General features: G+C 56.0%; 24 protein-coding genes. 9 read left to right on the forward strand and 15 right to left on the reverse strand.

Going from position 1 to position 26,355, the window contains the following annotated elements:
• Positions 1 to 89 precede the first annotated feature (89 nt).
• Entirely contained in the window at positions 90 to 1,397 is a 1,308-nt protein-coding gene (locus ACU6HM_RS05365) for an aminotransferase class I/II-fold pyridoxal phosphate-dependent enzyme (protein ID WP_021446672.1), read from the reverse strand.
• Between the two features lie 77 nt (positions 1,398 to 1,474).
• Here ACU6HM_RS05365 and ACU6HM_RS05370 point away from each other — a divergent pair, with 77 nt between their 5' ends.
• Both ACU6HM_RS05370 and ACU6HM_RS05375 read left to right on the forward strand, forming a co-directional pair.
• Entirely contained in the window at positions 1,475 to 2,278 is an 804-nt protein-coding gene (locus tag ACU6HM_RS05370; protein WP_009454526.1) for a YggS family pyridoxal phosphate-dependent enzyme, read from the forward strand.
• Complete coding sequence (locus tag ACU6HM_RS05375) at positions 2,275 to 2,544, forward strand: hypothetical protein (protein WP_009454527.1); 270 nt, start codon at positions 2,275 to 2,277, stop codon at positions 2,542 to 2,544. The genes ACU6HM_RS05370 and ACU6HM_RS05375 overlap by 4 nt, the downstream gene beginning before the upstream one ends.
• Before the next feature lie 140 nt (positions 2,545 to 2,684).
• Here ACU6HM_RS05375 and ACU6HM_RS05380 read toward each other — a convergent pair whose 3' ends face one another.
• Both ACU6HM_RS05380 and ACU6HM_RS05385 read right to left on the reverse strand, forming a co-directional pair.
• Positions 2,685 to 4,001, reverse strand: coding sequence for an MFS transporter (locus ACU6HM_RS05380; protein WP_446763426.1), 1,317 nt, complete (start codon positions 3,999 to 4,001; stop codon positions 2,685 to 2,687).
• Between the two features lie 268 nt (positions 4,002 to 4,269).
• On the reverse strand, positions 4,270 to 5,409 hold the full coding sequence (locus tag ACU6HM_RS05385) for an FAD-dependent monooxygenase (protein ID WP_009454531.1): 1,140 nt from the start codon (positions 5,407 to 5,409) through the stop codon (positions 4,270 to 4,272).
• Between the two features lie 413 nt (positions 5,410 to 5,822).
• Here ACU6HM_RS05385 and ACU6HM_RS05390 point away from each other — a divergent pair, with 413 nt between their 5' ends.
• The 7 genes from ACU6HM_RS05390 (at position 5,823) to ACU6HM_RS05420 (ending at position 13,929) form a co-directional block, all read left to right on the forward strand.
• The gene (locus tag ACU6HM_RS05390; RefSeq protein ID WP_009454533.1) at positions 5,823 to 6,302 is read left to right on the forward strand and encodes a MarR family winged helix-turn-helix transcriptional regulator; all 480 of its coding nucleotides are present in this window, start codon (positions 5,823 to 5,825) and stop codon (positions 6,300 to 6,302) included.
• 79 nt (positions 6,303 to 6,381) lie between these two features.
• On the forward strand, positions 6,382 to 7,545 hold the full coding sequence (locus tag ACU6HM_RS05395) for an NnrS family protein (protein WP_257113357.1): 1,164 nt from the start codon (positions 6,382 to 6,384) through the stop codon (positions 7,543 to 7,545).
• Positions 7,546 to 7,712: 167 nt separating this feature from the next.
• Positions 7,713 to 9,635, forward strand: a complete 1,923-nt coding sequence (locus tag ACU6HM_RS05400; protein ID WP_446763427.1) for a PIG-L family deacetylase — start codon at positions 7,713 to 7,715, stop codon at positions 9,633 to 9,635.
• 245 nt (positions 9,636 to 9,880) lie between these two features.
• Positions 9,881 to 11,314 (forward strand): hypothetical protein, encoded by a 1,434-nt coding sequence (locus ACU6HM_RS05405; RefSeq protein WP_446763428.1) that lies wholly within the window; start codon positions 9,881 to 9,883, stop codon positions 11,312 to 11,314.
• 303 nt (positions 11,315 to 11,617) lie between these two features.
• Positions 11,618 to 12,097 (forward strand): hypothetical protein, encoded by a 480-nt coding sequence (locus ACU6HM_RS05410; protein WP_021446677.1) that lies wholly within the window; start codon positions 11,618 to 11,620, stop codon positions 12,095 to 12,097.
• 53 nt (positions 12,098 to 12,150) lie between these two features.
• Positions 12,151 to 12,762, forward strand: coding sequence for a superoxide dismutase (locus tag ACU6HM_RS05415; RefSeq protein WP_035267933.1), 612 nt, complete (start codon positions 12,151 to 12,153; stop codon positions 12,760 to 12,762).
• Positions 12,763 to 12,993: 231 nt separating this feature from the next.
• On the forward strand, positions 12,994 to 13,929 hold the full coding sequence (locus ACU6HM_RS05420; RefSeq protein ID WP_302356586.1) for a helix-turn-helix domain-containing protein: 936 nt from the start codon (positions 12,994 to 12,996) through the stop codon (positions 13,927 to 13,929).
• Positions 13,930 to 13,975: 46 nt separating this feature from the next.
• Here the strand turns inward: ACU6HM_RS05420 and ACU6HM_RS05425 are convergent, their stop codons facing one another.
• From ACU6HM_RS05425 to ACU6HM_RS05480, 12 genes are all read right to left on the reverse strand, one after another.
• Positions 13,976 to 15,085 carry a class II histone deacetylase gene (locus ACU6HM_RS05425; RefSeq protein WP_009454546.1) on the reverse strand — a complete coding sequence of 370 codons (1,110 nt, stop codon included), beginning with the start codon at positions 15,083 to 15,085 and terminating at the stop codon, positions 13,976 to 13,978.
• Between the two features lie 199 nt (positions 15,086 to 15,284).
• Positions 15,285 to 15,899: an ATP-binding cassette domain-containing protein gene (locus ACU6HM_RS05430; protein WP_060186075.1), complete on the reverse strand. Its 615-nt coding sequence runs from the start codon at positions 15,897 to 15,899 to the stop codon at positions 15,285 to 15,287.
• A 309-nt stretch (positions 15,900 to 16,208) separates the two neighbouring features.
• The gene (locus ACU6HM_RS05435; protein ID WP_371477530.1) at positions 16,209 to 17,051 is read right to left on the reverse strand and encodes a ZIP family metal transporter; all 843 of its coding nucleotides are present in this window, start codon (positions 17,049 to 17,051) and stop codon (positions 16,209 to 16,211) included.
• A 365-nt stretch (positions 17,052 to 17,416) separates the two neighbouring features.
• The gene (locus ACU6HM_RS05440) at positions 17,417 to 18,958 is read right to left on the reverse strand and encodes a GTPase (protein ID WP_446763429.1); all 1,542 of its coding nucleotides are present in this window, start codon (positions 18,956 to 18,958) and stop codon (positions 17,417 to 17,419) included.
• Positions 18,958 to 20,220, reverse strand: coding sequence for a GTPase (locus tag ACU6HM_RS05445; RefSeq protein WP_302356583.1), 1,263 nt, complete (start codon positions 20,218 to 20,220; stop codon positions 18,958 to 18,960). Before ACU6HM_RS05445 ends, ACU6HM_RS05440 begins: the two co-directional genes overlap by 1 nt.
• A 17-nt stretch (positions 20,221 to 20,237) precedes the next feature.
• Positions 20,238 to 21,401, reverse strand: a complete 1,164-nt coding sequence (locus tag ACU6HM_RS05450; RefSeq protein WP_060185891.1) for a benzoate/H(+) symporter BenE family transporter — start codon at positions 21,399 to 21,401, stop codon at positions 20,238 to 20,240.
• Between the two features lie 97 nt (positions 21,402 to 21,498).
• Positions 21,499 to 21,774, reverse strand: coding sequence for a muconolactone Delta-isomerase (gene catC, locus ACU6HM_RS05455; protein WP_009454559.1), 276 nt, complete (start codon positions 21,772 to 21,774; stop codon positions 21,499 to 21,501).
• Positions 21,775 to 21,807: 33 nt separating this feature from the next.
• Positions 21,808 to 22,611 (reverse strand): 3-oxoadipate enol-lactonase, encoded by an 804-nt coding sequence (gene pcaD / locus ACU6HM_RS05460; RefSeq protein WP_446763430.1) that lies wholly within the window; start codon positions 22,609 to 22,611, stop codon positions 21,808 to 21,810.
• The gene (locus ACU6HM_RS05465; RefSeq protein ID WP_035268747.1) at positions 22,608 to 23,276 is read right to left on the reverse strand and encodes a 3-oxoacid CoA-transferase subunit B; all 669 of its coding nucleotides are present in this window, start codon (positions 23,274 to 23,276) and stop codon (positions 22,608 to 22,610) included. Before ACU6HM_RS05465 ends, pcaD begins: the two co-directional genes overlap by 4 nt.
• 26 nt (positions 23,277 to 23,302) lie before the next feature.
• Positions 23,303 to 23,998: a 3-oxoacid CoA-transferase subunit A gene (locus ACU6HM_RS05470; RefSeq protein WP_446763431.1), complete on the reverse strand. Its 696-nt coding sequence runs from the start codon at positions 23,996 to 23,998 to the stop codon at positions 23,303 to 23,305.
• Positions 23,999 to 24,123: 125 nt separating this feature from the next.
• Entirely contained in the window at positions 24,124 to 25,059 is a 936-nt protein-coding gene (gene catA, locus ACU6HM_RS05475; RefSeq protein WP_009454566.1) for a catechol 1,2-dioxygenase, read from the reverse strand.
• Positions 25,060 to 25,127: 68 nt separating this feature from the next.
• Entirely contained in the window at positions 25,128 to 26,303 is a 1,176-nt protein-coding gene (locus ACU6HM_RS05480) for a muconate/chloromuconate family cycloisomerase (RefSeq protein WP_026482747.1), read from the reverse strand.
• Positions 26,304 to 26,355 lie beyond the last annotated feature (52 nt).

Below are 26,355 nucleotides of genomic sequence, written 5' to 3' on the forward strand. Positions count from 1 at the left end.
CATAAAAATAGCGCCCCTATTAACTATCTGGATGGGCGCGTAAGAGAGTTCACTATCTTGCTACTCCGCTAGAAGCAGCAAGATAGTGACTAATAGCGTTCTTGCAGAACTTGAGCCAAATCGCTTGCAAAGCGTTGAGCGTCTTTGGCATTCAGATTCGCAAAACTGACACGCAAGCCTTGAGCGGGATTGCTCACCCCAAAGACTTGGCCGGATCGAACCAGCCAGCCACGTGCGGCCAAGCCTGCCAGTACCGGCTCGGCTTCCCGATCCAGCGGAATCCACAGATTGAAGCCTTCCTCGCTATCCCAAAAAGGAATGCCCTGCTTTTTCAGGGCTTGCATCAGATCGGCGCGAGCCTGTACGTAAGCGGCTTGTGCAACACGAGTCTGCGCCTTGATGTCGGCATCGGTCAGCCCATGAACCACCATTTGCTGCAACAGATGGCTGACCCATTGAGCCCCCGAAGCCAGACGTTGCGACAAGCGCTCGCTGGTTTGCAGGTCTGACGCGACCAGAGCCACGCGCAAATCCGGGCCCAGGCCTTTGGACACCGAACGGATCAAGGCCCAGCGCAAATGGTCGGCAGGAATCACATTTCGATAAGGGCTGCTGGCCAGCATCCAGAAGTGGTCGTCAATCATCAGCAACAATTCGGGATACTGCTTCAGAATTTGCTCGATCTGCTTGGCACGGGCACGGCTTAGCGAACATCCCGTAGGGTTGTGCGCACGCGGGGTCAGAATCAAGGCGCGCAGACCATCTTCCAAAGCCGCTTCCAGCGAGGCCGGCACAATCCCTTCACTATCAACAGCAATACCCACTGGCTTGTAGCCCAGCGTATGCACGGAGTTGATGCTGTTCAGGTAGCCGGGATCTTCGATCCCGACCTTATCGCCCGCCAGCAAAAAGGCTTGCAGCAAGCGCTCGATCGCGTCGACTGCGCCGTAACTGACGTGGTAATCGGTATCGGGGGGGGTGTCTTTATGGAACACCTGCTGACATACGGCGCGCAATTCGGGCACCAACGGATCGGCGCCGTACAAAGCCTGGGTTTGACCGCGCACCCCGGCTATCAATTGGGTAGGTGCAGGCAAATAGCCCGGCGCCGGATTGCCACTGGCCAGATCCTGCAAGGCCGAGCTGGCCCCATGCCCTTCCCGCGCCAGCTCCCGGATCGCTTCACGAATCCTTGTACCGCGACGGCCTTGTGCATCGGCCACCCCGGCCGAGACCAGGCGCTTGTATGCCAGGGCAACCGTATTGCGGTTCAAGCCCAGTGTTTGAGCCAGTTCGCGTACCGGCGGCAAAATCTGGCCCGGAGCGATTCGCCCCAGTGCCACTTGCTGTCGGATATCATCGAAAAGTTCCTTCGCATTGCTTCCCTGGATATTCATTTTGACCTATGACATAATGGTTTATGCGCGACCCGCAGGGTCGAGTTTATCTTTTTTTTCTTCCTTACTGGTGCGCCATGTCCGAATCCGCCCCTGATCTACTTCACACCGAGCATTATCCCACCTCCACCAGTGTAGAGGCATTTCGGGAACGCATTGCCCTGGTACAACAACGAATTGATGCCGCCTGCGTGCGCTACGGGCGTGCCGCTGGCGATGTACGTTTGCTCACCGTCAGCAAAACCTTCGGAATTGACCGCATCCGCCTGGCTTATCAGGCCGGTTGTCGCCTGCTGGGCGAGAACAAGGTGCAGGAAGCCGAAGGCAAGTACGAAGCCCTGCGCGAAGAACTACCGGATTTGGAATGGGCTGTTATTGGACACCTGCAAAGCAATAAAGCCAAGTCCGTTGCACGCTTTGCTTCTGAATTTCATGCACTGGACAAGCTCAAGACCGCAGAAGCCCTGGACCGCCGCTTGCAAATTGAAGGCCGCAGTCTGGACGTTTTCGTGCAGGTAAACACCTCCAACGAGGACAGCAAGTTCGGTTTACCCCCGGAAGAAGTCCATGCTTTTGTGCGCGAATTACCACAGTTTTCTGCTTTGAAAGTCAAAGGCCTGATGACCTTGGCCTTGATGGACGCTGACCCGGAACGGGTACGGCCTTGTTTTGCCCTGCTGCGCAATTTGCGCGATCAATTGCGCAATGACATTGCCCACGCGGAAAACATCCGTGAGCTGTCCATGGGTATGTCGGGTGACTATGAAGTCGCTATTTCCGAAGGCTCCACGATTGTGCGCGTTGGACAAGCCATTTTTGGTGCACGCGCCACGCCCAATAACTTTTACTGGCCCGTCTCCGATACGGCAACAACATCATGAATCCACTACGCCTGATCATCCGCCAAAACGGTAAAGAAATCGGACACTTTGAGTCCAGCCCGTGCTGCCCACCCGAGCAGCTGTTTACCGTGGCCCGCCACCTGATGACGCTGCCTGACAGCGAACTGGAACTGCAACAAGCCAAAGGCGAACACCGCATTCTGGATAGCGGCCCGCACGGCATACGTGTTCTAAGCGCACAGGTTTTGTACGAAACTGTTGATTTGCAAGCCTGGTTGCAACAGGGCAGCAAAGTTACTGCCTGAACCTGATTGGTGTTCGGTCACAAGCCTGACACCGTGGTTCGGCAAAGCGGCGTACCCAAGACGCCGCAACCATAAAAAAACATACCCGGCTAACAGCCGGGTATGTTTTTGTGTTTCAGACGACAGGAGCAAACAGCAACTTAGCGGTTCACCTGTTTGGCTGGCAAGGCGAAAGCCAGCAAGCAGCTCACCATCAAGCTACCGGCAAACAGCCACAGAGCGGCGCTGCCCGAACCTGTCAGATCGGTCACCCAACCAATCAGAGAGTTACTGACCAGACCGGCGATATTGGCCAGCGAGCAAGCCAGAGCAAAACCGGTTGCCGCGGCGGTGCCTTTCAGGAAGGTTGCTGGCAAGCTGAAGAACACAGGTACCGCACCCATAATCACAGCCGAAGCCACGGTGAAGGCCAGAACGGTCAACCAGGCGTGATGCGCCACAAAGGTACTGGCAACCAGCGCAATTGCACCGATGGTCAGCGGCACGATCAAGTGCCAACGGCGTTCACGGCAGCGGTCCGAGCTGGCACCAATCATCAGCATGCCCACCACACCGGCTATCGATGGAATCGCCGTCATCAGGCCAATCTGGAAAGGATCCTGCACACCCGCCGCACGGATAAAGGACGGCATCCAGAAACTGATGGAGTAGGTGCCCAATAGAATAGAGAAGTCGATCCCGCCCAGCATCCACACTTTCAGGTTGAAGAAACCATCTTTAAAGCTGTGCTTGACGCCCTTGCCTTCGGCATCGTCGGCAGCCAGGTCAGCGGCCAGACGAGATTTTTCGTCATTACTCAGCCATTTCGCAGACTGATAGTTGTTTGGCAAGGCCCAGAAAGTCAGGAAACCGAGCAGCACGCTAGGAATCGCCTCCAGAAGGAACAGCCACTGCCAACCACGCCAACCGTTCATGTGATCAAAGTGACCAATAATCCAGCCGGACAAAGGACCACCAATCACGCTGGACAAAGGCAGGCCAATCATGAACAAGGCAATGATCTTGCCGCGTCGGTACGTAGGAAACCAAAGGGTCAGGTAATACAACACACCAGGCAGGAAACCGGCTTCTGCCGCACCCAGCACAAAACGCAGAATGTAGAACTGCGTCGGCGAGGTGACAAACATGGTCAGGCCAGAGAGCAGACCCCAGGTGATCATGATGCGGGCAATCCACAGCTTGGCACCCACACGTTCCAGAATCAGGTTGCTGGGTACCTCAAACAGGATGTAGCCCAGAAAGAACAGGCCAGCACCCAGACCGTAAGCCGTTTCACTCCACTGCAAATGATCGAGCATCTGCAGCTTGGCAAAACCCACGTTGATGCGGTCCAGATAAGCAGCCAAATAACAAAAGCACAGAAAGGGGATCAGACGCCAGACGATCTTCTTATAGAGATCTCCGTTTCCGTCCCGACCTGCAGGCACAGCCGTGGGACTTTGGATGGATGAATGCACCTTGTATATCTCCAGATAATTATTGGTATGCCTGGTGAACCAGAAAACTGCCTAAGAACAGCGCCTGACAGAACACAGCAGGGCCCTGAACGCGTCCGCATTCCCCCCATTGGGCTGCAGACCGTTTACAGATGAAGAATGATGTATCAACGGTGACTCCCGACTGGACATACCTGCTTTATCTATAAAGGCAGGCCAGACACAGCGGGACCCGATCAGATTGATGCGCTGAGCCCGGATCGCTCCCGGACTCAGCACCGTGCACTGCTTAGCTGGACTTCAGGTCCTGACCGTACAGGTCGTAGCCGTAAACCCAGGCCGGATCCTCTTGCGTACGCAAGAAGGTATTGGCGTTGGAGACAGACTGAACACGAGTCGCACGCTCTTTGCGGTTGAGCTCGTACAGATCGAAAGCCGTACGGAAATCCGACAAGCCGGTCTCTTGCAAGCAGCGCGTCAACATGGCGGCATCCTCAATCGCCATGCAAGCCCCTTGAGCCATGTGAGGCTTCATGGGGTGACATGCATCGCCCAACATGACCAAACGACCACGGCTCCACAAAGGCAGCGGATTACGGTTACGCAATGGCCACTTGGTAATGCTTTCAGTCGATTTGATCAGATTCTGAACCGTGGAATGATAGCCTTCAAATGCGGCCAGCATCTCTTCTTGCGAGCTGTCTACGTACGCACCCTGGAAATCCCAGGCAGGATGTGGCACGCCAGTCACAAAATAGTATTCATCACGTTTGCCAGTGGTGTAGTACACCATCATGTGACGGTCGTCTGTCCACCATTTCACACAGTCCTCGAACTCGTCGGCAAAGCGAGCCAGGTTTTCGCCACGGATCAGGGCACGGTGTGCCACCCAGCCGCTGTAAATCGGGTCTTCTACACCCAGCAGGGTTTCACGGATCTTGGAGTGGATGCCATCGGCACCAATCACAATGTCAGCCGTTACGCTGGTGCCATCGGCAAATTCCAGCAAAACGTCGTCACCACGGTCCACCAGATTTTGCAACCGCTTGCCAAAGTGCACGGTGCCCGGCTTGATGCTGTCAATTTGCAAAGCGTGCATATCGCCACGGTGCACGGTGATGTACGACGCACCGTATTCTTTCTTGGCAAATTCACCCAAAGGGATACGGGACAGGTAGTCACCCGTTTCGCCATCACGACTGAACCAGAAATCCGGGTGCGAACCCATATCGTCCAGCGCTTTTTCCAGACCCATGCGGCGGAAAATCTTCATCACGTTGGGGCCCACGTGGATACCGGCACCCAAACGCGAGAATTCTGGCGCCTGCTCAAATACTTCTACCTCAAAGCCAGCTTGCTGCAACAGAGTCGCCGCAGCGGCTCCGCCAAGACCGGCCCCTACAATCGCAATCTTGACTGTTTTTTCCATCGTTAGCTCCAAATCACGGCACTCATCAAAAGTGCTCACCACATGTTTTTTAGTAGTGTACACACTAAGTTTAAGCATGAAAACAGGTGATTGAGCTAGGGTTTACACCTATCCAAAGGAGATTTAAACAGCCCATAAAGAAGCTTTAAACAAGCTATTAAAACAATAATATCAAGAAGTTAATTAAAAAATCAAAAACAAAAACGAGCCTTGAATATCCATACCTCAAATTTATTTAATTTTCCGATTTAACAGTGTGTAGACTCATTTATTGCGGTGCACACCCTGAAATAACAGATGCTTTAAACGCGAAATAACTGATCTGGATCAGACGTGAACCGGTCCTCAGGAAGGTATACTTGCTCAGTTGTTCTTTAACTGGCCTGCCCATTCCACAACAAGACAGAAAGACTATGCAGCCTACCTCCCCCGTTTCTGAGCCTCAAACCTTGTCCTACGATGTCACCGAACAAATCGGCCACCTGCTGCGCAAGGCGGGCCAGCGGCATACGGCCATCTTTCAGCATTACGTGGGCGACAGCCAACTAACTGCGATTCAGTTCGTGACGCTCTGCGCTCTGCGCGACCATGGACCCAGCTCGCAAACCGAGCTGGTCGAAGCGACGGCGGTCGACCAGGCCACCATACGGGGCATTATTCAGCGCCTGAAATCACGCAACCTGATTGAACTGGCACCGGACAAGGACGACAGACGCAAGGTCATTGTGGAGCTGACCCAGGAAGGGCTGGACCTGCTCGATCGTGTCATCCCTCGCGCCCATACCATCAGCGAACTGACCATGGGCAATCTGAACCCCGCAGAACGCGTGGCCATCGTCTATCTGCTGCGCAAAATGATAGATAGCACCCTGGATATGAGCGACAAAGAATAAGGCTGAACATCACTTGAAGAGACTATGTTTTATTTGGCCTTTAAGATATATTTAAAATAAATCTTATAACTGATCTGCCATGACTCCTTTGACTGCCTCCCCCGCCTCTACCCGCCCAGAATGGCGCGCATTCCTGGAACTGGGATTTCGTCCCCTCTATCTTTTAGCCACGCTTTGGGGCGCTGCCAGCATTGCGCTCTGGCTCTATACGCCCGGATGGCTGGCCAATGCGGCCATCCCTTCCCTGTACTGGCACGCCCATGAAATGCTCTGGGCCTTTATCGGCACCATTGCCGTGGGATTCTTGCTGACTGCCAGCGCCACCTGGACGGGGCAACCTACCTTGCGTGGCCCCTCTTTAGGGGCTTTGTGTCTGATCTGGATTCTGGCGCGCTTCAGCCTGCTACTTCCCCATGGCATGATGGCGGCATTGCTGCTCGATGCCCTCTTTTTTGCCATTGCCGCAGCGGAACTGGGGCGCGTCATCCTGATCGCCCGCAACAAGCGCAATTACGGTATTCCGCTCGCCATGCTGGCTTTGGGTCTTAGCCATGCGCTGTTCATGTACAGCCTGATGCAAGGGCAAGACCCCATGCCCTACTTCTACAGTGGCTTCTGGACCATGGGCTTGATCACCTTGCTGATTGCCCGTCGCATCATCCCCTTCTTTGCCATGCGCGCCTTGCCGGGCCTGAGCCTGCCTGCTCAAACTCGTAGCGGCCATTGGCAAATGGGCTTGAGTGCCATCGCCATTGCCTTGTCGCTGAGCCCCTGGCGTTTGTCATTAGCCCTGGTTCTGGCTGCTTTGGGCTTGATCGCCTGCTTCCAGTGGGTACGCTGGAAACCCTGGGCCAGCCGCAATACGCCGCTGCTGTGGATCCTGTACCTGGGCTATGCCGGTCTGGCACTGGGTCTGTTAAGTGCTGCGGCGTATGAGGCAGGCTGGATTCTGCGCGCAGCCTGGCCGGTACATATTGTGGGTCTGGCAGGTTTCAGCGTGATGATTATTGGCATGCTGACCCGTACTGCCCTGGGTCATTTAGGCCGCCCCTTGCGTGCCACACCCAAAGTGGTGCTGGGTTACGGTTTCCTGATTGCCGCCTGCGTCTTGCGCTTGCTGGCCCTGATCCCAAGCAGTTGGAGCCTGCCCTTGCTGCATGCGGCTGGCCTATGCTGGATTCTGGCCATGCTCAATTACCTGCATCAGTTTGCCCCCATGTTGATTCGCCCCAGATTGAACTGATCGCAGCGTCGGCGCCACACTTTAAAAAGCAAAGTCCCTGGCACCGTTTATCTTTATTTTCTGCCTGACCGTGCCTGCTTATACTAAGCAGGCACGTTGTTTGCACCCTCTGCAAGCAACGCGGGACGGATCGTTCTGATCCTTGTTTTTTCCGCGCTCTCATCCTCATGTATCTCGCCTTTTCGGCTGGTCCTTCCCTGAAACACAGGCTGCTTGGCGGACTGTGTGCTTTGCTCTTGTCGTTTTCTGCCCAGGCCGCCGACGCTTGTCACGGCAGCCGGGATCTGGTCGTCGTGGGCCATATGGATGACGATCTGCTGTTCATGAACCCGGACCTGTCCAGCAATATCCAGGCAGGTGGCTGCATGCAGGTTCTGTATCTGACCGCCAGTGAACGCAAAGGCGGGCTGGAATATATGTACAGCCGCGAGCAAGGTGTGCGCGCCGCCTATGCCTATATGGCCGGGCTGGTCAATGAATGGCAGCAAACCCGCTTGATGGTCGGCAGTGCCTCGATCGCGCAATTTACCTTGCGAGCCAGGCCGGGCATTCAGCTTAGTCATTTGCGTCTGCAAGACCCTTGGCTGGGCCCCGGCTGGGGAAGCCTGACTCCCTTGAGCCGTGCAGAATCCGTACCCGGCCAAACCGTACAAACACTGGATAGTCCTCAACAAACATTGAACCGCGAGCAGCTGGTTCAAACGCTGGCGGCCTTGATACGACTGTATCGGCCTACCAGCGTTCGCTATCTGGATGACACCAGTCCCGTGCCTTACACCCAGCTGTGCTGGCGTTGTAGCGGACACGGGCACCCGGACCATATCGCCAGCGCCCGACTGGTTCGGGAAGCCATGCTGGCCGCCCCCGGCAATTACGCGCAAATTGGCTATGTGGACTACCCGATTCAAGAACAGGCCCGCAATCTGACCTTGAATGAAATTCACAGCAAAACCGAGATTTTCCGGCGCTACGCCTGGCATGATCAACACGCCTGCAAAGGCCCCGCTGTGTGCCAGGAACCCGCTGGTCCTGCCGCCGCCTGGGTACAACGTAGTTACTACACCAGCCGTGCCGACTATCCGGCCAGCCTGTTAAGTGACAAGGAAGGCAGGCTCAGCTTTTTCGTCTCGGGTGAACAAAACGACGCCATCAATCAATGGGATGTGCAAGAACAGCGCTGGACCACCCTGGGCGGACGCACAGCGGATGCCTTGAACGCCTTCCAGTATGCAGACGGCAGCCCCGGCCTGTTTGCACGCGATGCAAGCGGGCAAGTCTGGTTCAGCCGTGCCCCAGATGAGGATGACTGGTTGGCCTGGCAAAAAATACCCGGCCCACGCGTACTGCACACGCCGATGGTCAGCCGCCGTGACAGCCAGGCTTTGGCCATGGGTACCGATGGCCGCTTTTACTGGAGCGCCGCCCGTCAGCCTGATTACGGCTGGAGTGCCTGGAAAGCCCTCCCTGCACTGGAACAGGCCGCCTACCCCGCCACTCTAAGCCTGGATAAACAGGGACGCGCCCATGTATTTGCCAGCAATCTGCAAGGCCAGCTTTTCCAGACCTCTCAGCAAAATGATTCGACATGGCAGGCCTGGCAAGCGGTTCCGGTCCCTCCCATCAGCGGCGGACTGGCTTCTATCCTGAATGCACACGGTCAGATTGAGCTGTATATGCGCGATCGCCAAAGCCAGCACTTGCAGCGCCTGAGCCAAGACAGCCAGCAACGCTGGTCTCATCCGCAAGATCTGGGTTTGAACTACGTAGGCACGCCCGCTCTTAGCCTGGGCGAAAAAGAACAGGTTGTTGTGGCGATTCAAAAGAGTCCGGGTGGTGCCATTGTGCTACTTGATCAAGGGCAGGAACAGGAAGTGGACAAGCAATCCGCGTCCCAGCCCGTTCTGTACAAGCAAAACGGCACCCTTTACCTGGCCAGTCGTCCGATTGGTCCCGAGCAGCGCTATCGATTATTGGAACGCCGTCACGGCAAATGGGTGCAAGTAGCATTGACCCAGGCTCCACCACCAGGAGGTGGACAGTCCTTTAGCGAGGCCCCTGCCTTCATCAGCCAAGACTATGTGCAGCCTTGAGGAGCGAAGCATCCGCTTAAAACGTAACAAAGTACGCAGGCATGCGCCGGGCTTTCAAGACAAAGCCGGGCCAGGAAACGAATCCAGTTATTGATCCAAGCCCCAACCATAAACCCGGAATCCAGGGCCATATCGTAGTATCTTGTTGCAACAGTGTGCGCTGGCTCTCTCAGCTCCAGTACAATCGCCCGCTAACGGCCACCGGCTTATCGGTGCCTTATTCTTTTAGCTACTCTTCAGAGATCATGAAGCCAACTACCTTATTTGCAGCCCTGTTGGGCGTCGTCATCGGCGCCGGTGGCGCGATTTATTACGCCAAAAACGTACCCGTACCGGCCAGCGGCCCGGTCAGCAGCGCCCCCAGCAGCATAGGTGCTGCTCAAACCCTGGTATTGGGCCAATCCGTCTCCGGCGAATTGACCAGCAAGAGCTTCTTGAACCTGAGCGATGGCGTACGCAGCAGCCTGTTTGATGTGAAGGCTGAAGCCGGCCAGATCATCAAGATCAGCGTGAGCGGTCCCCTGCGCCCGCAAATCAGCGTGCTGCGCAACGGCGAACTGGTCACCCGTACCCAGCGCTGCGAAGACTGCCCCGATAGCGAAACCAAAGGCCAGGCCACCACACTGGGCTTCAAGGCGGATTTCAACGATACCTACCAAGTGGTTGTCAGCGGCTTCAACACCAGTTCCTACGGTCCGTTCCAGGTCGTCGTCGATACCCTGCAAGCCTACACCGGCGAGCCTTTGACTCAAGACCAGACCATTCATGACTGGGCACTGGGCGGCCAGAAGCGTTACCGCTTGAATATCGACAAGGACGGCTTGTACAGCCTGGCCATGAAGGCCGAGCAAAACAGCATGGACGCCTATCTGAAGCTGATGGATCGTCGCGGCATGGAATTGGCCTCGGACGATGACAGCGGTGGCGGCACCGATGCACGCTTGCAGGTGTACCTGAAAGCCGGCGAATACATCGTGCAGGCCAGCTCGGCCATGGGCGCACAAAACTTCCAGGGCGGTTTCTCGCTGGAGATCAAACCCGAAGAAATGTCTGGCGAGATCGAGCTGAAAAACGGCGACAGTCTGACTCTGGACGGCGATGGCAAAACCGGCCTGTTCACGGGTGAAACCCAAACCTACAGCTTCACCTTGTCCGAACCCAAACTGGTCACCGTGCAAATGGACGCCCAGGGCTTCCAGGCCACGATGGAAGTAGACTCCACCAGTGCCAACCAATACGGTGATGAAGCCGGCCAACAACGCGTCCGCGGCGTACTGGCTGCAGGCGAACACCAGGTGAAGATTTCTGGCTCCAACCAGGCTGGTCTGTTTGCCCTGTCCGCCTCGGCTGATGAAGTCCCTGCCAATGCCGGCGGCGGAACCATCCGTGTGGGTGAGCCTCGCCAGGCTCTGATGCTGCAAGGCATCACCAGCGACAGCTACCAGTTGACCGTACGTCAACCTGGCAGCTACGTCATTGACATGACCTCGCCTATCTTCGATACCTACCTGGTGCTGCGTAAAGACGGTCAAACCATTGCTGAAGACGATGATAGCGGCGGCGACATGAACGCACGTCTGGAAGTCCAGCTGGAAGCGGGCGAATACGAAGTCAAAGCCATGTCCTTGGGCAGTTACGACCAGGATATGGAATATGAGCTGTCGGTAAAACGTCGTTAAGACCATTCAGACAAGCTGATATCAAGGCTGAAAGCTCCCGGGCTTTCAGCCTTTTTTCTTGCCTGGCGGCCATCCTGGCCTTGATCTGAGGCAAGAGTCTTCACGCTACAGGGTATACACCTAAGCACGCTCACCCTGCCCGCAAAGCCGCACTGATATTGGCTTTAAGAAGTGCTCCCCCTCCTTTTTTGCCTGACGTTTGATCTGCTTACGATTTGCTTTTGGGATTATCTTGATAATATAAATGCAAATCATTATCATTAATTTCATTATTGATGCGCTACCTTTTATCAGGAGCAATGCATGCAGACACTCGCCCAACAGTCCCAACACGCTCTTACCCAACGCGACGAACTGGCCTCCTGGCGCAATTTGATCACACAGGGCAACCAGGCCTTTCAATCCCACAATTACACCGATGCCATCACGCACTATCAGCAAGCTCGTGCGTATGTGAAACCGCTGCTGTTTGGCTCTTGCGAAGGGGCCGACGCCACCATTGCCGCCTGGGTCATTGCCCATTTGAATCTGGCCGATGCCTGCGAGCAACTGGGTCAAAGTGACGAACAGGGTCTGCACCTGTGCACAGCTCATGAAACCTTGTGCTGCGCCGCTGCCAATACTCGTCTGGCGGACGACTGGCGCATGGCTGCCTGGCAACACAGCCGCCGCACTTATGCCGAACTGGCCCGCTATGCGCGACGCTACCCCCATCATGTCCCTACCTGCTCTGCCCTGTTCTTAGGGGCGGTCAGCCCGCAGGAACGCTCTTTTTCTCATTAGTTTCATTCTGTCCCCCAGGCGCCACCGGCCTGGGGTTTATCGAGGAGTGCGTCTTGTCTTACACCTTACCTGCCCTGCCTTATGCCTACCATGCTCTGGAGCCGCATATCGACACCCAGACCATGGAGATTCACTACAGCAAACATCATCAGACCTATATCAATAATCTGAATGCGGCACTGGAAGCGGCCAACTTGCCCTACCCGCCTATTGATGAGCTGGTAGCCGGGCTGGATACCTTGCCTGAATCCCTGCGCAATGTCGTGCGCAACAATGGTGGCGGTCATGCCAACCACAGCTTGTTTTGGACCGTCATGACGCCCGATGCCGATAGCACCCTTCCCAACGATCTGGCTTATGCCATAGACCGGGATCTGGGCGGTTTCGAGTCATTCAAGGATGCCTTTACCAAAGCGGCGATCTCACGTTTTGGTAGTGGCTGGGCTTGGCTCAGTGTCACCCCGGAAAAGAAGCTGGTGGTAGAGAGCACCGGCAATCAGGACAGCCCGCTGATGCACGGCAACACGCCCATACTGGGCCTGGACGTGTGGGAACACGCCTACTACCTGAAGTATCAGAATCGTCGGCCTGAATACATTGCGGCCTTTTTCAATGTGATTAATTGGCCCGAAGTGCTGAGACGATACCTGGAAGCCGTTAAATAAAGCGGTTTTACGCCCCGTCAAACCCTGTCGCCTTACTCGGAGACAGGTAGCAACAAGCACTTTAGCTTGTTGCCTTTCCAAGCAACCCTCCAGTTTCGGAGGGTTTTGGCTTTAGGGGCACATCCCTACACAGTCCAGCATCCACGCCTGGGTTTGGCCCAATTGCGCAGTGCATCACCAAACGCTATGTTGATTGTTAGCGCCCTTACCACACACATCCCAGGCCCCCACATGTTGAGTCTCTGCGATCGTATTCAATCCCTACGCTCCCTGTTTCACTTCGATGCGGTGCAGCTTCTGGGCTGTGCACCACAAAGCCGTACGCATCTGGAATTGCATTGTGAAGGCTATAACCTGAACTGTGCCTCTGCCTTGGGGACAGGCTTTCCGCAAATCTATCCACCCGGATTTACGGCGCAAGCCTCTCCCCACGATTTGCTACCCCCCTCCATTTCCGAGTGCTCGGACACCATGGACCCTCCTTTTCGCAGCACTGCTATCTATACCGATGCTCTGCTGCGTGGTGGATTTCAGGATGGCATGACGGTAGAACTGCAGCGCGGGGATTCCTATCTGGGGATGATTCACTTTTCTTCCCAACAGGCCGGCAGCTTCAATCGTCACGTCCGCACGCTGGCGCTGGGCGCAAAAATCCTGCTGGAAGAGGCCATGCAAAACATGGTCGCGCAAAACGGCATCGTCTTGCATTTGGTGCCACAGGCAGGCGGCCTGATCATGCGTGAAGACATGCTCTCCAATGCCTCCCAATTCAGCCCCGCACTGGCTAAAGCCTTGTCCTTCATGGGTCAGGAGACCTCGACCTTGCAAGCGTTCTGGTTGGAAGGCAAACGAAGCTATCGACTGCAAGCGCAGCGTTTTCCCAAGGGAGATGTTCTGGTTCGACTGGTGCCCGCTCCCTTGCCCGCCACGCTCAGTGCCAAGGAAATGCAAGTACTGGGCTGGCTGGTAACGGGCTATACCGACCGGGAAATTGCGGCCAGTCTGTTTTTAAGCGAACGCACTGTGCATTCGCATGTCACGTCCGTGCTGCGCAAGCTGGGCATTACCAGACGCACAGAAGCCGCTGTTAAAGCGGCTCTGAATCACTGGTATGTGCCGGATGCACATGGCGCTATCCTGGCTGCCGTGCCCGGACTCTGCCACTGAACGGCAGACTCCGGGGTAGCGTTCAAGCCATGAACATCACGGCGTATTAGCGTAGACCGCTCAACAAGCCTGCTGCTTCGTCCACGCAAGCACGTTCCGCGTCCAGTAGGGTATCGCCGCCCATCCCGCCCAGAAAGTCCGCGTAAGGATCAGCCAGCGTACGTACACCGGTCAGCTCCTCGATGACAGCCTGACCACAGAATGGCAAGTAATGCGGGCTGTACCCCCCTTCCTGCACAAAAGCGATACGACCTTCGCACACTTCCTCGGCGCAGTCGATAATTTGACGCGCCATCTGACGGAAACCGGAAGCCGTCACCATCATGCGTGCCAGCGGGTCCATCATGCTGGCATCAAAGCCCGAGCCCACGATAATCAGCTGCGGTTTATAGGCGCGCAGCGCAGGCAACACCACTTTTTCCATGGCATAGAGGTAAGCGGCATTCCCACCACCGGGAGGCAATGGGATATTCAGGTTGTAGCCCAAGCCTTCGCCCTCGCCGCGCTCAGTCGTAAAACCGCTATTGGCCGGGAAGCATAGATGCTGGTGCAGGGAAATGGTCAGAACCGAAGGGTCATTCCACCAGATATCCTGCGTACCATTACCGTGATGCACGTCCCAATCCAGAATCGCGACACGATCCAGGCCCAGCTCCTCACGGGCATACGCCGCGGCCACCGAGGTGTTATTAAAAATGCAAAAACCCATCGCACCAGCACGGGGTGCGTGGTGGCCGGGTGGGTTTACCAGTGCGTAGCCATTACTGACTTCACGACTGACCACTTTCTTGACCATCTCAATGGCGCCACCGGCAGAAAGCATGGCAATTTCAAGGCCGCCATTACCCATGGTGGTGATGCCGTCGCCGGTGTCGCCGCCGGTTGGCAAGGCACTGACACGCTTCATGTTTTCCAGATGCTCTGCCGTATGCACACGCAAAATATCCTTGTCGCGTGCAGGCTTGGCCTGGATGCTAGTCAGATGATCAATTTGCCCGGAGGCGCAAACCAGCTCGTGAAAGCGGCGCTTCGTATCGGGATGGGCCAAGTGGTGGCTGATCGGTTGTAAACGGGCCCCCAGATTGGCCGAGGCAAGACTGCCCGTCCCCGTATCTACCCAGCCGTAAAGAGTGTTCCAAATATATCCTGTTGCCATGTCGTCTCCTTTCTTTTGGTTTGTTTGGCAGAACCATAGTAGGGATCTGAACGGCGGAAAGAATCCGTAGGATTGCCGAATTTATGGGCTGATCAGGGAACACTCACGGCAAAAGAGGCAGAGGACGCTCTTTTTCCAAAGCGTTCTCTGCCTCTTTCTTAAAGCTGATTTACTTATAGATGGCGGCCACACCCAAGACCTAAACTAACTCGGCAACATTGATTACTTCTGCTCCACAAGCCTCAACCAATTCGGCATCGTAGCTAGCGAACAGCACAACACGGTCTTGTGACCAGATCTCGAATTGTTCAGCCAAAGCAGCACGAGCTTGCGTATCCAGGCCATTGCTAGGGCCATCGGCAAGAATCACAGCCGGGTCACCCAAAGCCGCCGCCGTCAGAAAAACCTTGCGGCGCGTGCCTGTCGACATCTGCTCGAAGCGCTTATCCAAGTGTGGCTCCAACCCTAATCGGTAGGCGAAATCCAGCGCATTATCATCCACGCGGGTGTTCTTTTCTGCGGCGATTTGCGCCAGCAGTTCACGGCCCGTCTGGGACGGAAACAGCATGCAGTTGTCGGGTACATAAGCCATACGAGCGCGGGCTTGTCGGGGTGTTTTCATTAGCGACTGCCCATCTATCCACACTTCCCCCGTGTCCGGCTCGAGCAAGCCTGCAATGATGTTCAGCAAGGTAGATTTGCCGGTACTGTCTTCTTCACAGAGCGCCACGCAGCCAGGCTTAAATGTATGAGTCAGCCCCTTGAAAACGGGGTAGTCGCCATAGTTTTTACTGAGATTGTCTATGCGTAGCATGCTGGAAATCACTGCCAAAGAAGCGCCTGGACAGATACAAGATGCTTTGCCGAGGCGAGATAAAAAAATAAGTTCGGGGCTGCCCCAAACAGGCGCCTTAGTATAGGTCTTTATTAACTGATGTTTGGGCTGCTTGCTGCGCCGTGACCATGCAGGGTTCAGCAGAAATAAAGCAAAAACCTTGTCGGGAACAATCTTGCCAGGCATTCATGCGCGGATCTACAGCCAAAGCCAAAGCCAAAGCCAAAGCCAAAAAAATAGCCTGAAACAAGACAAGCTTGTTCAGGCTATTTCTCCGCGTGGACTTGCTTATCCCAAGGCCGTATCCAGCAACATCATCAAGACAAAACCGATCATCAAACCGCCGGTTGCAAAGGTTTCATGTCCTTGCCGGTGCGATTCGGGAATGATCTCGTGGCTGATGACAAACAGCATGGCACCCGCTGCAAAGCCCAGACCAAAAGGCAGAAGCACCAGCGAGCTGCTGACGGCCACCGCACCCAGCACCGCCCCGACCGGCTCAACCAAGCCACTGGCCATGCCCAAAACGACGGAGAAAGTACGGCTGTAACCGGCAGCCAGCAAGGCCAGTGCCACCACCAAACCTTCAGGCACGTCCTGAATGGCAATACCCGTAGCCAACGCATTGGCACGCACCCCTTCATTGCCCACATAGCCCACGCCAATGGCCAGACCTTCCGGGAAGTTGTGCAGCGTAATGGCGATCACAAACAGCCAGGTACGGCGCAGCTTGGTGGACGTCGTACTGCCAGGACCTTCACGCCCTTTGATGAAGTGTTCGTGCGGCAGGATGCGATCAAGCAGCATCAAGGCTGCAGCCCCCAACAAGATGGACAGGCCCACGGCGGAGCCCGCGCCCCAGGCACCACCGCCAAACACTTGCTGGTTCTGTGCCGCTTCCAGACCCGGCAGAACCAGCGAGAAAGCACAAGCGGCCAGCATCACCCCCGCCCCAAAGCCATACAGCGTATCTTGCGTACGCTGCGACATGGTTTGAGAAAACATGACGGGCACGGTGCCCAGTGCTGTGGCCAGTGCCGCGATGGAGCCGCCCACCAGGGCCTGCAAGACCACCGGGTGATCTTGTGCGTACAGCCAGAACTGATGACAGAGCGCCCAGACGCCCCCCATGGAGATGATGAGTCCAACCCACAGGCGCAGGTGTTGGCGCCAGTTAGGCGAGCTTCCCTTATTGGGTGAAAAGTAGTGGCTTGTTTTCGGTTTCATAGCCGTGCGCCCCCAGAAAATTACGCAATCCAGGTTTGCCTGATACAGACGCAAAGAGCCGTAAAACGGCTCTTGCAAAGGCATGGATGCTGTACAAACCATCATAGCGACTTCATCTTCGATTTAAAACATAAATATCGAAATACTAACAATTCTCATTAGCATTTCAACAAATAAGCCACAATCCATGAAATCAGCTTGGGGTTTGACAGCCATCCAGCCTGTTATCTGCGCTTTGCATGGCGATGCAAAACCGAATGAATACTAGCTCAGGCAGTATGCAATTGATGCTTGATTGCCTCCAAAGCCTGGGCCTGTTCAGCCACAGCATTTTCCAATTGAATCAGCTCTTGCTGGAGCTGTTCCAGACTTTGCTCAGCCTGCTCCACGACCTGTTCCGCCAGCTCCTGGGCACTATTCATCACCCCATCACTCAAGCTCATGTACAGACGGTTGTAGTCGATCAACGGCGCTTGCCCTTCCCCCTGCTCCTGGAACACTTCATAGCCAATATGGGCAGGCAGATTCAGTGTCGGCACGTCTGGCTGCATCAACTGGAAATTCGCCAGGATAGTCTGGCTTAACTCGGCAAACGCCTCGCTCAAATTCTGGCCAAGTTCGGTACGCACAGCGGCAACATCTTGCTGGGCGGCATGTTTTTCCAGTACTTCGGGCAATTGGGGCACCACTCGCCGCCAGGTACCTTCTGTCAGAGCTTGCACGGCTCCTTGCAGTACCAGCGTTTGCTCTTCAATACGCTGACGTAATTGAGCAGCGGCCTGCGCCAGCGTTTGCGTCAAGGGACTCAGAATCACTTCTTCTATATGGTGCAATTGCAGCTCGGCAGGTTTGCGCTGCTTGTATGCCAAGGCAGGCTTCAACAGGTTCTGCACCGCCAGATACAAGCGCTCGAAGCCCGCCTGCTCCAAGCCCTGCTCTTCATCCTGCTGACTGCGCGCCATATGCACAGACAGGGACAAGGCCGGTTTGAGCAAGTCACTGCTCAAGCCCCAATGGTTCAGGGCCTGCGCTGCCCGCGTCATCACGTCCTCTTCCTGCAACTGGCGGTTATCGGCCGTCTTGTTGCAAAGCACTTTGATAATCTCGTCGTCGATCTCATCTTCCTCGATGCGATCGCTGCGGGTAATCACCGGCAGCAAGGGCTTGTTGCGGCGCAATTCCACCAGCAAATCGCCCAACTCCTGTACTTGCCCCGGTGCGCTGGAACTGCTCAACCACAAGAGCGCATCCGTGCTTTCCAGAAACTGCTGTGTCAAAGCAGCGTTATGCGCATTGGCCGAGTGCAAGCCGGGGGTATCCAGCAACACCAGCTTCTCGCCCAGACACACCCCTTGCAAGGCAACCGTGGTTTCTGTTGCCCCTTCCTGGAAACCTTCAGGCATGGGCTGCATCTGCCCATCGGCCAGACGGAAGAAATCCACGCTATGACCCTGACGACGAAAGCGGTCCGCCAGGAAATTACACAAGGAGCTTTTACCGGCATTAAAGGAGCCAAACACCAGCAACATGATGCGATCGCGGAAACGATCCGCCAACTCCTGCGCGGGTGCCAATGCAGACCAGGAAGCCGCCCAGGCCTCTTTTTGTTCTTGCAACTGCTGATTCAGTTGTCGAGCACTGTGCGCCAATGTCCCCTGCTCGGCCAAAGCCGTGCAGGACAAGGCTTGCGCCACGGTCGTCTGGCCCAAATCCGCCAGCCACTGCTCCATCTTGGCAATAGCGGGCTGCATATCCTGACTGGCAGGATTGAGCTGCGCAACCGCCTTGATAAACGTGCTTTCCACCGACATTACGCATGCTCCAATGTGGACAGACCCTCCAAAGCCTGACGCGTTTGCTCAAGCTGATTTTCAGTCGCCTCGATCTGCTTCTCCAAAGCAACACGGCCATCCGAGACTTCAAAATAATGGGTGAAATCCTGAACCAGCTTGTCGCGACCCGCCTGCTCGCAGAAAATACGACGCAGATCATCTCGGTACTTCACCGACACACCCATCACCGCAATCATGACGGTATCCATGCTGCGCACCGAGGTACGTTGGGCCGCTGGCAAGCCTACGGCACCGTATTCCACCAGATGCCCATTGATCGCAATACACGCACGTGAATAGGCAATCTGCAAACGGGCACGCTCTTGCTTGCCTGCCGTCATCTTGAAACCAAACTCGAAGGTATCCGGCACCAGGGAATGATCCACGCCGGGGGCATTGACTACCGGCTCCAGATCCTTCTCAATGCCTTCCAGAATCGTGCGCAGACCGTCCACAAAATCAATGTGCTGCTGCTTTTGCGTCTGCTGCAGGCTATGCAGGCTTTGCTCTTGCGTTTGCTGCAAGGCGTTCAGTTCTTGCGTCAGCTCGGTCAGCAAGGCTTCACGCTCGAACTCGCGGGCTTGCGGCACACGTTTCAAGGCCGCTTCCAAAGAAGCCTGCAAAGCGGGAATTCCGCTTTTCTCCAGCATGCGCTGCTTGCCACCATCACGGCCCTGGCGATAGCGGGTGCTGGACACGGGGTGCAGTGTCACACCGGCACACTGCTGCTGAATCGCGCCCAGGACTTTTTCTTGCTGCTCGTCATCGGCCAACTGGTCAATCTGGCTGATGACCATCAGGTTCTGACGCTGCGAACGCTGATGGTCTGCGGCCAGCTCTTGCAGCAAATTGCTTTCCAGCGCGTCCAGCTCGCCCTCTTTGGCCGCGTGGACGAACAGACGAATATCCGCCTGCAAACCCATGGCTTCACGTGCCAGAGCATCGTCCTGCAAGGCCACGTCTGCGTACAGACCGGGCGCATCCAGCCAGCGCACCCCTTCATGGACATGCTCGGCCAATGCGACAGTTTCACGGCGATCAGCCACATTGAAAACATCACTGCCCATCAACTCATTGAGCAGACGACTTTTGCCGTGATTGTATTTACCGACTACGGTCACCGTTGGCGGCACGTTCAATTGCAAGAGAACGCGCAAACGATCCAGATCCCAGCGGCGCTGTGGCAACACGGCCAACACAGGCTCCAATACTTGATCAAGGGATAGTGCCAACTGATTCATAGTCTCTTCCTTTTGTTTCACTTATGTTTGGACCCAAGCAGGCGATAAGCCACCAAGCCAAACACCACGCCCCAAAATGCAGCGCCCAGTCCAAACAAGCTCATACCTGATGCGGTGGTTAAAAATGTGATGACAGACGGCTCGATATAGCCGCTTTCACTGACCATCACCCGCACATTGGCCACAATGGCCCCTATCAACGCCAGACCCGCCAGGGCTGCAATCAAGGAGGCGGGCAAAGCCGTAAATAAATACACAATCGAGCCGGCAAAGGTGCCGCCCAAGAGATAAAACACGCCATTGGCAATACCAGCCACATAGCGCTTGTCGGGATCAGGATGGGCATCCTTGCCCGTACACAAAGCGGCGGTAATGGACGACAGCACAATGGTGATGCCCCCAAAACAGGCCACCAACATCGAGGCCAAACCGGTGCCAGCCAACACGGGGCGCGATGGCGTGGGGTAACCCGCCAACTGCAAGACCGCCATGCCGGGCAGATACTGCCCCGTCAAACTGACCAGCACCAAGGGCAAGGTCAGGCTCAACAAGGTCGCGATATTGAATTCGGGGCTGACCCACACCGGACTGGCCAGCTCCAGCTGGAACGCTTCCATATGCACTTGCCCGCTGGCCATGGCCATCACAAATCCGGACAAGGCCACCAGCACAATCGCGTAACGCGGCAAAAAACGCTTGCCCAGCAAGTACACCGCCAACATCACCAATACGATGGCGGGCATGTCGCTGCTGGACTTGAACGCTGCCATACCGAACTGGAGCAAAATACCGGCCATCATGCCCGCAGCAATGCCCTTGGGGATGAAGGAAAGAATCTTTTCAAAACCGCCTGTCAGACCAATGACGACGATAATCAAGGCAGCGCTAAGATACGCCCCCACCACTTCAGGCATGGTGATGCCTGGAAACAGAGTCAGCAGCAAAGCCGTTCCCGGTGCGGACCAGGCTGTAATGATGGGCAGCTTCAAATACGCGCTCAGGAGCAAACCGCTCAAACCAGCGCCTATGGAAATCGCCCAAATCCAGGAGATCAACTCCGCGTCAGCAATTCGGCCCACTTGTGCGGCCTGAATAAAGATCAGCAAAGGACCGGCATAGGCGATCAACACCGACAAAAATCCGGCCACCCAGACCGACGCCGATCCACTTTTTAATCCCATCGTTTTGTCTCCCCAGTCTTTTTGTTTGAATTCTCAACTTTACTCGGTGCTCAGGCTGCGCTGGGATCGCAGCCTGAGTTTTTTACTGCTGCGTAACTTAAATAGCCGACGGGTGCGTCGCCAAGGGAGTCACGGAAATCTGCATGTAAGGGAACAAGGGCAAGGCGCTGAGCAGATTGTGCAGCTCTTCATTGCTCTCTACATCGAATACGCTGTAGTTGGCGTACTGACCCACCACGCGCCAGATATGCGGCCACTTGCCCGAGCGTTGCAGATCCTGCGAGTAGGCTTTTTCTTCAGCCTTGATACGGGCAGCCTCTTCGGCTGGCAGGGAGTCAGGGATATCAACAATCATGTGAACCAGATAAAGCATGGTGTTCCTTTCTAAAAACAAGCGCTCGGGCACTCAGGCCTGGGCTAAAAAATTCAATACGGCACGCTCGAAGGCTTCGGGCGCTTCCAGATTGGACAGATGCGAGGCCGGTACGACCGCCACTTTGGAGCCAGGAATATTGGCTTGCATGGCCTGGGCATCGGCCACCGTGGTGACCGGGTCCCACTGGCCAGCGACCAGCAGGGTCGGTGCCGAAATACGGCTGATCTGATCACGCAGATCCGACTCGGCCAAGGCATCGCAACAGGCGGCGTAACCCAGCGGGTCCAGCTTGGCCAGACTGTCCTGCATCGCTTTTACCAGCTCCGGCGATTGCTGGATAAAAGCCTCACCAAACCATCGCGAAGGCGCCGAATCCGCCAAAGTACGCATCTGTGCGGCGCCGCCTTGACGCAAGGCTTCGGCACGCTCCTGCCAGGCTTGAGCAGTACCAATCTTGGCAGCGCTATTACACACGATCAGCGCATTCAAACGCTCCGGGGCATTCACCCCCAACCACAAGCCGGTGTGACCACCCATGGACAGACCACAAAACGCAGCGCGCTCAATATCCATCGCATCCAGAATCGCCAGTACATCACGCCCCACATCCTTGAAGCGGTATGGGCCAGGCGTGACCGGACTGCCGCCATGACCACGGGTGTCATAACGGATCAGACGATAGGACTGGGCGAAACCTGCCACCTGCGGGTCCCACATCTCTTGCGTGGTGCCCAGGGAGTTGCTCAGAATCAGGGCCGGGGCCAGCGGATCACCTTCCACGCTGACGCGGAACATGCCCCGCTCGGTATTCAAGGCGCTGGGGCTGACCGTCATTGGCCCTCTCCCTGCTTTGCCGCGGCAATGGGCAAACCAATCATTTCCTCCAGCGCTTCATGCGTCAAACCAGGCACCAGATCAATCAGTTGCAAACCTTCTGGCGTGCAAGCCAGGGTTGCCAAATCGGTATATACGCGCTTCACGCAAGCCAGGCCGGTCAAGGGGTAGCTGCATTGCTCAACCAGCTTGCTGACGCCTTGCTTGGTCAGCACATCCATCATGACCCAGGTTTGCTTGGCACCAATGGCCAGATCCATGGCACCGCCTACGGCGGGAATCGCGCCGGGCTCACCCGTGCTCCAGTTGGCCAGATCGCCGGTTGCCGACACCTGAAAGGCACCCAGCACACAAATATCCAGATGGCCGCCACGCATCATGCCAAAGCTGTCGGCATGATGGAAAAACGCACCACCGGGCAGCAGCGTCACCGCTTGCTTGCCCGCATTGATCAAATCGTAATCTTCCTGCCCGGCGGCCGGTGCCGGGCCCATGCCCAGGATACCGTTCTCGCTATGCAGTACCACTTCCACACCAGCGGGCAAATGGTTGGCTACCAGAGTTGGCATGCCAATACCCAGATTCACATAGGCGCCGTCATGGATGTCCTGGGCGACGCGCTGCGCCAATTCGTCTTTACTGCGGCGCTGATAATTGAGCGTCATGCTGTCCCCCTTCATGCTCTGTCCGTTCATGCCTTGAACCCACCTGCTTCTGTGCGACTGCGTGGCACCACCACGACGCGACGCACATGAATGCCGGGCGTCACAATGATTTCGGGGTCCAGTTGACCCAGTTCCGCCAGCTCAAACACACTGGCAATGGTCGTACGAGCTGCGGTCGCCATGACCGGACCAAAGTTGCGCGCCGCCATGCGGTAGGTCAAATTCCCCCAACGGTCCCCCCGCTCGGCCTTGATCAGGGCGACATCTCCATGAATGGGCTCTTCATAGACATGCCAGCGACCATTGATCAAACGTGTTTCCTTGCCCTTGGCCAGTTCTGTGCCATAGCCTGTCGGGCAGAAAAAGCCACCGATACCCGCACCGGCGGCGCGCAATCGTTCGGCCAGATTGCCTTGAGGCACCAACTCCAGCTCGATCTTGCCGCTGCGATACAAGTCATCAAATACCCAGGAATCAGCCTGACGGGGGAAGCTGCAAATAATTTTGCGAACCCGGCCTGTTTTAAGCAAAGCCGCCAGCCCCACATCGCCATTACCCGCATTGTTGTTGACGATAGTCAGGTCGCGAGCACCTTGCTCGATCAGACCGTCGATCAACTCTGTGGGTATGCCAGCCGTTCCAAAACCACCGACCAGAATCGTGGCGCCGTCCTGCACATCATGCAAAGCCTGTGCAACACTGCTTACCTGTTTATCGATCACTCCGTTCTCCGTATAAAGCACTGACGCTACGGATGGGCTTCGCCCTTACGTCAGGCACAGCAAAAACAAGTCAGCCCAGGACCTGGTTTGACTTGGCAAACACAGGCCCTGGACTGAAGCAAGACTTAGGCAGCCAGACGTGGACGATTCACGATCTGGTTGTCCTTGCCATCGACCAAGGGGGTCAAGGAAATATCAAACACGATCTCTGCAAAAGGACCATCCAGGTTTTCGGCAGCGATGCGGGCAGGATCCGTGTGCTCGGTCAGCGGTGGCACCAGACCATCGCGAGTGGCGTAGGCGAAGTCGTCATACACCAGCGGGTCGCCGTCGATATTGATCTGCGTGGTCAGCTTGCGATGGCCCGGAGCCGTCACAAAGAAGTGAATGTGCGCAGGACGGTTACCGTGACGGCCCAGCTCGTTCAGCAGGCCTTGGGTAGGACCATCCGGTGGACAGCCGTAGCCCTTGGGCACAATGCTCTGGAACTTGTAGCGACCGTTTTCATCGGTAATGATGGTGCGGCGCATATTGAAGGGCTGTTGCTCGCCGGTGGGGTCAAAGTGCGAGTAAAAGCCTTTGGTATTGGCATGCCAGACTTCAACCTGAGCACCCGCAATAGGCTTGCCGTCCGCACCAGCCACGACGCCGTGCATGATCAGGGTTTCGCCAGCGGTATCGGAACCGTCATCCAGGCGAACAAAACCTTGCGCCACAGGAGCGCCCGACACGTACAAAGGACCTTCAATGGTGCGTGGCGTACCGTTGTCCAGACCCAGTTCCTTGTCCATGGCGTCCATGCGCATGTCCAGGAAACGGTCAAAGCCCAGACCGGGAGAAAGCAAACCGGCTTCGCTGGCCGTACCCAGACGGTTCAGGTAAGCCACGGCTGCCCAGTACTCGTCGTTGGTGATTTCCAGATCTTCAATGGTCTTGAACAGATCGCTGATGATGCGGTACATGATCTGCTTGACGCGTGGATTGCCACCGGGCTGATCCAGGCCAGAGGCCAAACGCAGGAAGTCTTGTACATCGGGGGTGTCAAAAATTTTAACGCTCATTCTGTGTCTCCTAATATCCTGAAAAAAGTGTTCCAAGCAAAGCCGCTACGACTGGCTTCTTATTGCGCCTAGGCAGCCGAGCCAACACTGACTTGTGTCCTGTCGCGGCGGAAATACTGGACACGATCCTCGTCCAGTACGATACCCAAACCCGGCCCTTGAGGTATCTGTAATTCAAAATTGCTGTAATTCAGTGGCTCTGCCAGGATTTCCTCGGTCAAGAGCAAGGGCCCGAACAGTTCCGTGCCCCACTGCAATTGGTTCACTGTGGCAAACACATGGGCTGCGGCAATCGTGCCGATCGCGCCTTCCAGCATGGTGCCACCATACAATTCAATACCAGCGGCTTCGGCAATCGCTGCTACTTGCAAACCTGCACGCAAACCACCGGACTGTTCAATCTTGATCGCGAACACGTCGGCGGCGCCATCACGGGCCAGCGCAAACGCAGAGGCCGGGCCGGTCAGGGACTCATCGGCCATCAAGGCAATCGGGAAACGACCTTTCAGATCGGCCAGAGCATCAGCACGACGCACTGGCTGCTCCACCAGCGAGCACCCGGCATCGACCAGGCCAGCCATACCATACTGAGCCTGCAAGGGGCTCCAGGCCATGTTCACATCTACGCGAACATCGGCGCGATCACCCATCGCTTTCTTGATAGCCGCTACGTGCGCCACATCGTCCTTTACCGGGCGGCGACCAATCTTGAGTTTGAAAATACGGTGACGAGCCTGCGCCAACATGCGCTCGGCTTCATCAATATCCTTGGCGGTGTCACCCGAGGCCAGTGTCCAGGCAACAGGCAGGCTGTCGCGCATGCGGCCACCCAGCAGGTGCGAAACCGGCAGACCGGTGCGCTTGCCCAGGGCATCAAACAGCGCGGTTTCTACCGCACTCTTGGCAAAACGGTTATCCTGAATCGCCGTGTTCAAGCGAGCCATCAAAGCCGGCACGGCGCTGGCATTGGCGCCCAGCAGCAAGGGAGTGAAGTAGGTGTCGATGGCCAGCTTCATACCTTCGGGCGACTCGGCACCGTAGGCCAGACCACCAATGGTCGTGCCCTCGCCTACACCCACCGTACCGTCCGAACAGTACAAGCGCACCAGCATCAAAGTCTGGCCTTGCATGGTCGTCATCGCCAATTGATGAGGACGGATCGTAGGCAGATCCAGCAGCAAAGTCTCCACCCTTTCGATCAGGGCTGGAGCTGCTAATAGTTGAGAAGATCGCGTGTGTTCCATGCCTTGATTGAACACGAAGCAGGCCCGTTATTTCCAAGACTAAATAGGTCTA

This window comes from Alcaligenes sp. RM2, assembly GCF_052931795.1.